Origin of the sequence: Luteimonas aestuarii (genome assembly GCF_004357985.1) — a bacterium.
GTDB classification, from domain to species: domain Bacteria; phylum Pseudomonadota; class Gammaproteobacteria; order Xanthomonadales; family Xanthomonadaceae; genus Luteimonas; species Luteimonas aestuarii.
Window position 1 is genome coordinate 89,939 of sequence record NZ_SMTF01000009.1, and the last position, 12,010, is coordinate 101,948.

The 12,010-nt window shown below is 68.7% G+C and carries 11 protein-coding genes; 5 read left to right on the forward strand and 6 right to left on the reverse strand.

Features of this window, described 5'->3' with window-relative positions:
- Positions 1-55 precede the first annotated feature (55 nt).
- The 6 genes from pepQ to rph all read right to left on the reverse strand — a co-directional run bounded on the left by pepQ (position 56) and on the right by rph (position 7,094).
- The gene (gene pepQ / locus E2F46_RS11615) at positions 56-1,393 is read right to left on the reverse strand and encodes a Xaa-Pro dipeptidase (protein WP_425599827.1); all 1,338 of its coding nucleotides are present in this window, start codon (positions 1,391-1,393) and stop codon (positions 56-58) included.
- Between the two features lie 67 nt (positions 1,394-1,460).
- On the reverse strand, positions 1,461-1,811 hold the full coding sequence (locus E2F46_RS11620) for a PilZ domain-containing protein (protein ID WP_133322243.1): 351 nt from the start codon (positions 1,809-1,811) through the stop codon (positions 1,461-1,463).
- The gene (locus E2F46_RS11625) at positions 1,808-4,219 is read right to left on the reverse strand and encodes a DUF1631 domain-containing protein (RefSeq protein ID WP_133322244.1); all 2,412 of its coding nucleotides are present in this window, start codon (positions 4,217-4,219) and stop codon (positions 1,808-1,810) included. Before E2F46_RS11625 ends, E2F46_RS11620 begins: the two co-directional genes overlap by 4 nt.
- Positions 4,220-4,449: 230 nt before the next feature.
- Positions 4,450-5,646, reverse strand: a complete 1,197-nt coding sequence (gene hemW, locus E2F46_RS11630) for a radical SAM family heme chaperone HemW (RefSeq protein WP_425599828.1) — start codon at positions 5,644-5,646, stop codon at positions 4,450-4,452.
- Positions 5,647-5,769: 123 nt separating this feature from the next.
- The gene (rdgB, locus tag E2F46_RS11635) at positions 5,770-6,363 is read right to left on the reverse strand and encodes an RdgB/HAM1 family non-canonical purine NTP pyrophosphatase (RefSeq protein ID WP_207949572.1); all 594 of its coding nucleotides are present in this window, start codon (positions 6,361-6,363) and stop codon (positions 5,770-5,772) included.
- Between the two features lie 5 nt (positions 6,364-6,368).
- Entirely contained in the window at positions 6,369-7,094 is a 726-nt protein-coding gene (gene rph / locus E2F46_RS11640) for a ribonuclease PH (RefSeq protein ID WP_133322247.1), read from the reverse strand.
- Between the two features lie 104 nt (positions 7,095-7,198).
- On the opposite strand from rph, the gene E2F46_RS11645 reads away from it, so the two are divergent.
- From E2F46_RS11645 to E2F46_RS11665, 5 genes are all read left to right on the forward strand, one after another.
- A complete protein-coding gene (locus tag E2F46_RS11645) occupies positions 7,199-8,047 on the forward strand; it encodes a YicC/YloC family endoribonuclease (RefSeq protein WP_133322287.1) in 849 nt (282 codons plus the stop codon).
- 10 nt (positions 8,048-8,057) lie between these two features.
- Positions 8,058-8,675 (forward strand): guanylate kinase, encoded by a 618-nt coding sequence (gene gmk / locus E2F46_RS11650; protein ID WP_133322288.1) that lies wholly within the window; start codon positions 8,058-8,060, stop codon positions 8,673-8,675.
- 165 nt (positions 8,676-8,840) lie between these two features.
- Positions 8,841-9,137, forward strand: coding sequence for a DNA-directed RNA polymerase subunit omega (gene rpoZ, locus E2F46_RS11655; protein ID WP_133322248.1), 297 nt, complete (start codon positions 8,841-8,843; stop codon positions 9,135-9,137).
- 158 nt (positions 9,138-9,295) lie between these two features.
- Positions 9,296-11,476: a RelA/SpoT family protein gene (locus E2F46_RS11660; RefSeq protein WP_133322249.1), complete on the forward strand. Its 2,181-nt coding sequence runs from the start codon at positions 9,296-9,298 to the stop codon at positions 11,474-11,476.
- A 135-nt stretch (positions 11,477-11,611) separates the two neighbouring features.
- Positions 11,612-11,995 (forward strand): RidA family protein, encoded by a 384-nt coding sequence (locus E2F46_RS11665; RefSeq protein ID WP_133322250.1) that lies wholly within the window; start codon positions 11,612-11,614, stop codon positions 11,993-11,995.
- The last annotated feature ends 15 nt before the right edge of the window (positions 11,996-12,010 follow it).

The following is a 12,010-nucleotide window of genomic DNA, read 5'->3' on the forward strand; positions in this document are numbered from 1 at the left end:
ACACGCGATGCACGCCGAGAGCGTGGCCGGATGATGCGCGGGGAACCCGCCGTGCTCAGGCGGATTCGGCGTACACGTCCCGGGTCAGGTTCACCGGGTCGCCATCGGTGATGACGAGTTCGTCCTCGATGCGAACGCCGCCATAGGGACGGAAAGCGTCGATGCGTGCCCAGTCCACGGCGTCGCCATGGCCCTTGGCCTTGAGCTCTTCGAGCAGCATGTCGATGAAGTACACGCCGGGTTCGTTGGTCACCACCATGCCCGGTTCCAGCACGCGGGTCAGCCGCAGGTAAGGGTGTCCATCGGGCTTGGCAATGGTGCCGCCACTGTCAGAAGCAGCGAACCCGGCGACATCATGGACCTGCAAGCCGATGCCGTGGCCGATGCCGTGCGGGAAGAACGCGCTGCTGACGCCGGTGGCCACGGCCGCTTCCGGCGAGGCCTTCAGGATGCCGAAGTCGCGCAGCACGTTCGCCAGTGCCAGGTGCGCAAACAGATGGACCTGGCGATAGTCGCTGCCGGCGCGGAAGCGCTGGGAGATGTCCTCGCGCTGCACCTTGTCGACGGCGTCCACCAGCGCCTGGAACTCGTCGTTGCCGTCGGCGGCATAGGTGCGCGTGATGTCGCAGGCATAGCCGCCATGACTGGCGCCGGCGTCGATCAGGAAACTACGCACCGGCTTCGGAGGAAGCCGGCCCAGTTCGGTGTAGTGCAGCACGGCACCGTGTTCGTTCAGCGCGACGATATTGCCGTAAGGCAACTCGGTGGCATCCTGGCCAGCGGCCTGGCAGTAGGCCAGGTGGATCCCGAACTCGCTGGCACCGGCGCGGAACGCGCGCTCGGCGGCGCGGTGGGCACGCACGCCGCGTCGCGTCGCCTCGTGGATCATCCCGACTTCGTAGGGCGTCTTGTAGGCGCGGTGGTAATCGAGGTAATCGATGACCGCCTGCGGGTTGTTGGGCTTGAATGCGCCGTACTGTCCCAAGGCGCTTTGCGGCTCGCCAAGGATCGCGCAGCGCGACGCGTTCTTCGGCAGGTGTTGCAACGCCTCCTCGGGCTTGCGGATCACCACGATGTCGAAGTGATCCACCCAGTATCCGGAGGGCGCATCCGGCACGACGTGCCAGTAGTCGCGCGGCTGCAGGTAGACCAGCCTCGGCCGTTCGCCCGGCGTCGCCACCACCCAGCTGCCCGGGTTCCGGGTCAGTGGCAGCCAGTGCTTGAACTGCGGGTTGGCGGCGTAGGGGTAGTCGCGGTCGTCGAACACCTGGACGTGCAAGGTGCCACTGGGGACGACGAGGTGGTCGAACCCGCCGCGCTCCAGCGCAGTGGCGGTGCGCGCCTGCAGCGTCGCGAGGTGGTCGGCGTAGTGGCGGGCAACGGCAATGGACATCGTCTGTTCGATTCTTCGAGGGACGACCATTCTGCCGCAACCCATCCGACGCTGCAGCGCCGGGGCGCTATTCGTAGTGGCTGCCCGGCGCGTCGATCCAGGTGCGCATGCGCTTGGCATGGGCCTCTGGCACCGCGATGAAGCGAAAGCCGGCCCATGCCTGGCCTGGCGCGCTGGCGCCGTCGAGCCAGAGCAGATGCGCGCCGACGTCGACCGCGGTCGCGTCGCCATCGACGCCGGGCAGGGTGAACCTGAACTGGTAGAGCGCGTCGTCGGTCAGCGGTTCGCTGGCGATCAGCAGCAGGCCGGTCTGCGACAAGTTGCCGATGCGTCCGATCACGCGCTCGGTCATGGTGTCGGTGACCAGGACGTTCTCGGGCGCCTTGCGACGCTTTGCGCGGCGGAACTCGTGGATCATGGCTTGGCTCCTGCGGGCTCGCCGCCAGCATCACCCACGCCGGCGAAGCTGCGCAGCGCGCTGACGGCGGCCTGCCAGGCGCGGTCCACCAGGCGCGCGCGGTCGGCAGTGACGATGCGCGCCTGCCCGTTCGCGAGCATGCGCGCGACCGCATCAAGCGAATGTTCGCCGACGCGCTGGCCACGCTGGTTGACGAACAGCGCGTTGTCGGTGATCGGGCTGAACCACGAGAGGCGACGTCGAACCACGTCGCCTTGCTGGTTGGTGATGAACTCGATCCAGGTGCCGAACGGCAATACGCGCAACTGTTCGTACCTTGCCTGCTCCTCCGGGGTGCGTGGCGACAGTTTTGGCTTCTTCGCCTTGGCGTCCTCGCCCAGCCGGGTGCGTGCCTTGAGCTTCATCGCCAGCTCGGTGCGCGATGCCGGATCGTCCTCGTTCTCGGGTGCGCTGCTGGTCAGGCGCTGGGCAATGACGGCAGCTTCTTCCGCGTGGTAACCCACCTGGGCCAGCGATGACTCCACGTGCGCGGTCAGCGCAGGGTCGTTGGCAGCCTCGTCGCGGGTGCAGGTCTCGACGATCTGGCGGGTGACATCGAGCTGCTTGCGCCACGCATCGGAGTCTTCGCCCTGCCGAAGCAGGGTCAGCGTCAACACGTCCGCCCAGGCCTGGTTGAGGAGCGCGCGCGTGAACTTCGGGAGGCGCTGTTCGCCGATCGCGGCGTTCATCATTTCCGCCGCACGCAACTTGGCGACTTCCAGTTTTTCCTTGCCACGCGCGGCTTCGGTATGCCGGCGCTCCAGCATCTCGGCCTTGCGCACCTGCGCCTGGAGGTGGGTCTGCAACTGCTCGTTGGACGAGGCAAACACCTCGGTATCGCCGTCGTACTTCTCGACGACGTCGGTCACTGCCTTCTGCAGCGGGGCGAGGAAGTGCGGGTCGAAATCGTTGTCGTCCAGCCATCTCGCAGCGCTTTCGGCAACGGTATTCAGCAGCTGCCGCGCCGGATGGTGGTTGCGGACGAAGAATGCACGGTCCTGCAGCGCCACCCGCAACAGCGGCACCTGCAGGCGGCGCACGAGTGCAGCGGCCGGCGCATCGACGCGGATCTCCTCCTCGAGGTGCGTGTACAGCATGTCGAGCAATTCGAAAGTGTCGCTGTCCTGTGGCGACAGATCGGCGCCGGTGCCCTTGCGTTGCCTCGCCTGCGCCAGCAGCGTCTGCCTGACGTCTGCCAGCGTCTGTGGCGCGCCCGGGGTCGCCAGCGGTTGAGACTGCAGGTGCCCGAGCGCATGGAAGATCTCGCTGGTGCTCATCTGGTCCTGCGGAGCCACGGCCTTGCCTGGCCGTAGCTTGCCCAGCACCTCGCGACGCCCGGACAACAGCTGCAGCAACTTGTCGATCGCCGCGTTCTCGTCTTCGGCCAGCGGCTCGGGCGGCTCGCCCATCCAGGCGGTATGCGGTCGTTGACCGGGTGCCCAAGTGCCCCGGCCGCCACCGGGGCCGCGATCTCGCGCTCCGGCATGGACCTGGCCGCCTTCTTCGGCGCGGCCAGGATGACCTGCTCCGCCGCTTGCGCCTGGAGCGGGTCGGCTGCCGCGGCGCGGGCGCTGCGCGCCGTCCGCGTCTTCCGACGCTCCCTCCTCCTGCTCGTCGTCGGCCTCCACCGGCTTGGCACGGGTGCGCATCGGCACGTAGGTCAGGCCGGGCAGGATGCCCTCCCGATCCAGCAGCTCGTCCAGCCGCTCGAGGATGCGGGAGTAGGTCGCCATCACCTGGCGGTCGAAGATGCGATAGAGCAGCAGGCGCGAATCGTGCTCGATCCTCAGGGCCTGGCTGGCGGCACGCATGGCGCGGCATAGCGACTGCGGGCCAAGCGGAATGCGTTCGGCGTCGAAGGCGGGTGTGGCGGCCAGCACGCCGAAGCGTTGACCCAGCAGGTGAAGCGGGAGGTTGGCGCGGCCTTCCTGGCGGCTGGCGATCTCGCGCAGCACCGTGCCTTCGTCCATCACGGCCTCGTCGACAAGGCTGAGCTTGCCGAACCCGGGTGCAGGCGCGGCACCGGTGCCCGGTTCGTTGGCAACCGGCATGGCGGAGGCGGGTGCACTGCGGATGCCGGCAACCGAGGCTTCCAGCTCCAGCATGAAATGCGGCACCAGGTCGGAGCGGTTGAGGCGGAAGGTACGCAGGGTCTGCATGTAGCCGGATTCGGTGCCGGGGTTGCGCGCCTGGTCGGCGAGGCGGAACAGTTCCTGCTCGAACTCCGACAGCATCAGCCCAAGGTTGCCGTCCAGGTCCTCGGAGACGAGCGCCAGCGCCTGCTCCAGTACCCTGCGTACGCGACGCGGCAGGCCGGCCGTGGCCAGCGAGCGCGGTGCGGAGGATTCAGTGGTCGGCGGATTGGGCATGCGGTGTCGTGATCCTTGCGTAGCGATGCGTCCGGTATCCCGGGGACGCCCCGCCGGGCGATCCGCTTGCCGTTGTTCGACGGCAAGGCGGTGGCCCGCCGAGGTGCGACGGCTGGTTACATGCTGTCCCCTCGGTTGCCCCCGGCTGGCGCCGTCGTCGGCGGATCCATCGGCAGGCCTCCCCAAACCGGAGTTCCGGCGCCTTTCTTAACACGCTGGTGGCAGCGGGGCTAGCCCGAAGGGTTGCCCGCCGACGCCGCGGCCTCGTCGTGGAGGAACAGCGAGACCAGGTCGTTGTTGAAGCGTTGGCCCTGTGCCGTGGGTCGCCAGTCGCCATCGACGTGCTGCAGCCAGCCGCGCGCTTCGGCTTCGGCCATTTGCGCGGCGATGTTGCTGGCGGCAAGGCCGGTGCGCGCCGCGAACATGGACTCCCCGAAACCCTCCACCAGGCGCAATGCATTCAGCATGAACTCGAACGGCAGATGTTGCGGTGCAATGCGTTCGTCGCCGCCAATCGCGGCGGGGCTGCCGGCCGTGGCCAGCCATGCAGCCGGATGCTTGAGCTTCCAGCGGCGCAGGATCGCCTGCTCGCTGCCGAGCGTGAGCTTGCCGTGCGCGCCTGCGCCGATGCCGAGGTAATCGCCGAACCGCCAGTAGTTGAGGTTGTGCGCGCACTGCCGCCCCGGCCGTGCATAGGCGCTGACTTCGTACTGCACGAAGCCGGCCTGGGCCAGCTGCGCCTGGCAGTGTTCCTGCATGTCCCAGGCGAGGTCGTCGTCGGGAATCCCTTGCGGTGGCCGCGCGGCGAACACGGTGTTGGGTTCCAGCGTGAGCTGGTAGTGCGAGAGATGTGCCGGCTGCAGCGCGAGTGCGCGTTCGATGTCGATCCCGGCCATCGCCAGCGTCTGCCCGGGCAGTGCGTACATCAGGTCGAGGTTGAGGTTGTCGAAGCCGGCGTCCTGCGCCAGCTTCACCGCCGCATCGGCCTGCGCGCTGTCATGGATGCGGCCGAGCCGCTGCAGGCAGCCGTCGTCGAAACTCTGGATGCCGAAGCTGATGCGGTTCACGCCGGCGCGACGGTAGTCCTCGAAGCGGCCGTGCTCGGCGGTGCCGGGGTTGGTTTCCAGCGTGACCTCGGCGCCGGGCGCGAAGCGCAGGCGCGCGCTGGCCTGCTGCAGGAAGCGGTCGATCGCGTCGGCCGGGAACAGGCTGGGCGTACCGCCGCCGAAGAACACGCTGTGGATCGTGCGCCCCCACGCCAGCGGCAGGTCGTGGTCCAGGTCGGCCAGCAGCGCATCGACGTAGGCATCGAACGGCAGCGCGCCGCGCGCCTCGTGCGAGTTGAAGTCGCAGTACGGGCACTTCCGCACGCACCAGGGCAGGTGGACATAGAGCGAGAGCGGCGGCGGTGTCAGCATCGTTCGCATTGTAGGAGCGGGCGCCGCCGCGCAGAACCTCGCGCTGCCCTGGCCTGCCGCAGCCATGGCGATGGAGGCGCCGCCGCCCGAGACGATGGCGAGCCGGGGATTTCGTCGCGCCGCCGCTGGCGGTTAGAGCGAAGCCAGCCTCTCGCGCAGCGACGCCATCGCCTGCCCGCGATGGCTGATCCGGTTCTTCTCCGCCAGCGGCATTTCCGCCGCGGACTGCCCCAGCTTGGCGTCGAAGAACACCGGGTCGTAGCCATGGCCGCCGCTGCCGCGGCGGGCGTGCAGGATGCGGCCGTGCCAGCTGCCTTCGACGATGATCGGTTGCGGGTCCTCCGGGTGGCGCAGCAGCGCCAGCACGCAGACGAAGCGTGCGCCGCGCCGTTCATCGGGCACGCCGTGCAGTTCGGCCAGCAGCTTCTCGATGTTGGCATCGGCGTCGCCATGCATCCCGGCATAGCGCGCCGAGTACAGGCCCGGGGCGCCGTCCAGGGCGTCGACGCAGATGCCGGAGTCGTCGGCCAGTGCCGGCAGTCCCGTGGCACGTGCGGCGTGGCGTGCCTTGAGCAGGGCGTTCTCGACGAAGGTCAGCCCGGTTTCATCGGCATCGTCGAGACCGAACTCGCCCTGCGCGCGCACGGCGATGCCCGACTGCGCCAGCAGCCCGCGGAATTCCTCCAGCTTGCCCGCGTTGCCCGAGGCCAGCACCAGCGAGCGCACCGCGGTCATCGTGCCAACGCGTCCCGCTGCTTCTCCAGCAGCGTGGCGATGCCGGACTCGCCCAGGGCCAGCAGCGCGTCGAGCTCGTCGCGGCGGAACGCATGGCCCTCGGCAGTGCCCTGCAGTTCGATGAAGCCGCCGCCATCGTTCATCACGATGTTCATGTCGGTGTCGCAGTCGCTGTCCTCGGCGTAGTCCAGGTCGAGCACCGGCACGCCGCGATACACGCCCACCGACACCGCGGCGACGGCGCCGAACACCGGGTCGCGGCTGATCTCGCGCCGCGATTGCAGCACGCGCACCGCATCCACCAGCGCCACGTAGGCGCCGGTGATCGCGGCCGTGCGGGTGCCGCCGTCGGCCTGCAGCACGTCGCAGTCGAGGGTAATGGTGCGTTCGCCCAGCGCGGTGCGGTCCACGCAGGCACGCAGGCTGCGGCCGATCAGGCGCTGGATCTCCAGCGTGCGCCCGCCCTGCTTGCCGCGCGCGGCCTCGCGGTCGTTGCGGGTGTTGGTGGCGCGCGGCAGCATGCCGTACTCGGCGGTCAGCCAGCCTTCGCCCTTGCCCCGCAGGAAGCCCGGCACGCGGTTCTCCACGCTGGCCGTGCACAACACGCGGGTATCGCCGAAAGACACCAGCACCGAACCTTCGGCATGGCGCGTGAACCCGCGCTCGATGCGCACCTCGCGCAGCTGGTCGGGTGCGCGGCCACTGGGGCGGGCGATGCTCATGCAGGCGGGTCCGGAAAAAAAGGGGGCGCCAGATTACCATTGGCCTCCCACGGCACCGGCCTGAGCCGCGTGCGTCCACTGGAGACACGATGTCGATCCGCAGCATGACCGCCTACGCGTCGGGCGAGCGCACCACCGATCGGGGCACGCTTGGCTGCGAGATGCGCGCGGTCAACCATCGCTTCCTCGAACTGGGCGCGCGCCTGCCCGAGGAGCTGCGTGCGCTGGAGCCCGCCATCCGCGAGCGCGTGTCGGCGCGCGTGTCGCGCGGCAAGGTGGACCTGGTGCTGCGCCTGCGCCCCGCGGAAGGCGAGGGCGGGCTGGTGGTGGACGATGCGCTGGTCGATCGCCTCGCCCAACTGGCGATCGCGCTGTCGGCGCGGTTCCCGGGCATGCATACGCAGTTCGTCGACCTGCTGCAGTATCCCGGCGTGCTGCAGTCGCGCGCTGCCGATCCCGCCGCGTTGCAGGCCGAGGCGCTGGCGCTGGTGGATGCGGTGCTGGCGGATTTCGTGGTGGCGCGCGAACGCGAGGGCGCGCAGCTGGTCGCCGCGATCCTCGAGCGTGTCGACGGCATCGAACGCATTGCCGCCGAGGTGCGCACGCTGGTGCCGGCGATCCGCGCCGGGCAGCGCGCCAAGCTGGAGGCCCGGTTGGCCGAACTGGCGCAGGGCGCCGACCCGGCCCGCGTCGAACAGGAGCTGGTGCTGTCGCTGCAGAAGCTCGACGTGGACGAGGAACTGGACCGGCTGGCCAGCCATGTCGTCGAGATCCGCCGGGTGTTCACCCAGAAGCAGCCAGTCGGGCGCCGCCTCGATTTCCTGCTGCAGGAGTTCAACCGAGAGGCCAACACCCTCGGTTCCAAGTCGGTCGACGCGCGCACCAGCAATGCCGCCGTCGAGCTGAAGGTGCTGATCGACCAGATCCGCGAGCAGGTGCAGAACATTGAGTAGTCCTTCGACCATGCGCGGCACGTTGTTCATCGTCGCGGCACCGTCCGGTGCCGGGAAGTCCAGCATCGTCAACGCCTGCCTGGAACGCGATCGCAACATCTGCCTGTCGATCTCGTTCACTTCGCGCGCGCCACGCCCGGGCGAGCGCCACGCCGAGCACTACCACTTCATTTCCGCCGACGCGTTCAAGGCGATGATCCGCGCCGGTGATTTCTTCGAGTACGCCGAGGTGCACGGCGACTGGAAGGGCACGGCCAAGCAGTCGGTCGAGCCGCAGCTGGCGGCGGGGAAGGACGTGCTGCTGGAAATCGACTGGCAGGGCGCGCAGCAGGTCAAGGCGCAGGTGCCTGACGCGGTGAGCGTGTTCATCCTGCCGCCCTCGCGCGCCGCGCTGGAAGAGCGCATGCGCAAGCGCGGACAGGACAGCGAGGAGACGATCGCGCGGCGCCTGGCCAATGCGCGCGAGGAGATGTCGCACCACGCCGAATTCGACTACCTGATCGTCAACGAGGTCTTCGACACCGCGGTGGGCGAGATGTGCGCCATCTTTGCCGCCAGCCGGCTGCGGCTGGACCGGCAGGTCGAGCGCCATCGCGGCCTGGTCGAGGCGCTGCTGTCCCCGGAGTAAACCCGGCCCGACGCGACGACAGGCGCCAGAACGCCGCTTGGTTGGCCTGCTTTCCCTCGTAACCTGCTGATTTTTCAAGACGAAGCTTGATTTCGATACAAGCCGACCCTAGAATTGCCGGTCCTTTCGAACAGTATCGACGGCCTGCTGGCCGCCGGGAGACGTATGGCCCGCATCACCGTGGAAGATTGCCTGGAAGTCGTCGACAACCGCTTCGAGCTGGTCATGATGGCGGCCAAGCGCGCGCGCCAGCTGGCCAACGGCGTCGACGCCCAGATCGACAACGAGACCGAGGACAAGCCGACCGTGCTCGCCCTGCGCGAGATCGCTGCGCGTCGCGTGGATACGGACTACATCGACGCGGTCGAGAAAGCCGAGCGCGAGCGCAAGGAGCGCGAGGCGCTGGAGTGGGCCGCTGCCGAAGTGGTGGCCGCCGAAGACGACATGAAGGGCGACGACTGAGGTCGCGCCGCGTTCGGCGGGCGCAGGATGCGCCGCCCGGTCGCGATGGCCCGCACAGGGCATGGACGGCTCCGCTCGCGCGGGGCCGTTTTGGTTGTGGTGGCCGGTGCGCGCCGCGATGGCTACCGCCTGCCTGCGTTTGCCCGTAGGCTTCCGGCATGACCCGGGACGCCACCGTCCACGCCGACCTGCCCGCCGCGCCCGACGATGCCGCGACGCCCGACTACGTGCGCGCGCTGGAGCAGGCCGCGCATTACCTGCCGCCCGAACAGCGACAGCAGTTGCGGCGCGCGTGGGCGGTGGGCGCCGCGGCCCATGAGGGCCAGACCCGCAAGTCGGGCGAGCCCTACATCACCCACCCCGTCGCGGTGGCGCAGGTGCTGGCCGAGCAACGGGTGGACGTGGAGACGCTGGTCGCGGCGATCCTGCACGACACCATCGAAGACACGCCGTTGACCTACGCGCAGTTGGCGGAAGGCTTCGGCGAAACCGTGGCCGAACTGGTCGAAGGCGTCACCAAGCTCGACAAACTGCAGTTCAGCAGCCGCCAGGAGGCCGCCGCCGAAAGCTTCCGCAAGATGATGCTGGCGATGGCGCGCGACCTGCGCGTGATCCTGATCAAGCTGGGCGACCGCCTGCACAACATGCGTACGCTGGGCGCGCAGCCGGGACCCGCGCGCGAACGCATCGCGCGCGAGACGCTGGAGGTGTACGCGCCCATCGCGCAGCGCCTGGGCATGAACATGATCAAGGCCGAGCTGCAGGACCTGGGCTTCCACGCCCTGCACCCGCTGCGCCACCTGATCCTGGACAAGCACATCCGTTCGCAGCCGATGTTGCGCCGGGAAGTGATGGCGAAGATCGAAGCGCAGCTCGCGCAGCGATTGACGCACGAGGGACTCAAGTACCGCCTGGTCAGCCGCGTGAAGTCGCCGTGGAGCATCTACAGCAAGATGCGCAGCGAGGGAAAGAGCTTCGACCAGGTGATGGACGTGTTCGGCTTCCGCATCGTGGTGTCGTCGGTACCGGACTGCTACCACGCGCTGGGCGTGGCGCACTCGGTGTACAAGCCGCTCGACGGGCGCTTCCGCGACTTCATCGCGATTCCCAAGGCCAACGGCTACCAGTCGCTGCACACGGTGTTGTTCGGGCCCTATGGCTCGCCCATCGAAGTGCAGATCCGTACCGAGGACATGGACCTGGTGGCCGAGCGCGGCATCGCCGCGCACTGGGCCTACAAGCACGGCGGTTCGCCCAGTGGCGCGCAGGCGCGCGCGCATTCGTGGATCGCCAATCTGCTCGAATCGCAGCGCGCGACCGGGTCGTCGCTGGAATTCCTGGAGAACGTGAAGGTCGACCTGTTCCCGGACGAGGTGTACCTGTTCACGCCCAAGGGCGACATCCTGTCGCTGCCGCGCAACTCCACCGCGCTGGACTTCGCCTATGCGGTGCATACCGACATCGGCAACAAGGCCGTGGCTGCGCGGGTGGACGGCAAGCTGGTGCCCTTGCGCACCAAGCTGGCCAGTGGCCAGAAGACCGAGATCGTCACCGCCAAGTCGTCCGCGCCGCGGCCGCAGTGGCTGGAGTTCGTGGCCACCGGCAAGGCGCGCACCGCGATCCGAAGCCAGCTCAAGCAGCTCGAGCACGAGGATGCGGTGACGCTGGGGCATCGCATGCTCGACCGCGCGCTGGAAGACCTGCGCACGTCGCTGGACCGGCTGCCGCAGGAGCGCGTGGATGCCTACCTCGTGGAGGCGCGCTACCCCCGCCTGGAGGAACTGCTGGCCGACATTGCCCTGGGCAACCGCATGCCGGCACAGGTGGCGGTGGCGTTGGCCCAGCGCGAGGCCGACCAGGAGGATTTCGACGACATCGACGACGTGGTGCGCCACCGCGGCGAACGCATCCTGATCACCGGCAACGAGCGCGGCGTGATCAGCTTCGCCAACTGCTGCCTGCCGATTCCCGGCGACGAGATCATGGGCTACCACACCGCCGGGCGAGGCATCGTGGTGCACCGGCTCGATTGCCCGAACGTGGCCGAGTACCGCAAGTCGCTGGAGCGCTGGGTGGCGATCGGCTGGGATCGCGAGGTGACTGGCGAATACGGTGTCGCCTTGCGCATCGAGGCCGAGAACCGACCGGGCGTGCTGGCGCAGATCGCCGCGGCCATCGCACAGGCCGACTCCAACATCGAGGGCGTCGAATACCTCGAGCGCGACAGCAACGTCGCGGCGATCCGCTTCGCGATCCAGGTCAAGGACCGCGAACACCTGGCCGAAGTGATCCGCAAGACGCGCCGTCTGGGCGTGGTGCACGGCGTGCAGCGGCTGTAGGGCGGGCCCAGGCCCGCCTTTTCGCCGACGCGCCGTCTTGGCTGGCGTGCCGATCGAAACCGAAGATGCGTGGCTCTGCGCAAGGCCATGCCGCGGCACGACCTATAATCGACGCATCCCGAACGGAGTCGCCCCATGCCCCGCCATCCCATCCACACCGACCACGCGCCTGCCGCCATCGGGCCGTATTCGCAGGCCGTGCGCAGTGGCAATACCGTGTACTTCTCCGGCCAGATCGCACTGGATCCGGCGACGGGCGACGTGGTCGATGGCGGCATCGAGGCGCAGGCGCGCCGCGCCTTCGACAACCTCAAGGCGGTCGCCGAAGCCGCGGGCGGCTCGATGGACGACATTGTCCGCGTCGGCCTGTACCTCACCGACCTGTCGCAGTTCGGCGCGGTCAATGCGGTGATGGCGGAGTATTTCGCTGCACCGTATCCGGCGCGTTCCACCATCGAAGTGTCGGCGCTGCCGAAGGGCGTGGTGTTCGAGGTCGATGCGGTGATGGTGCTCGCCTGACCTGGCGGGGAACAC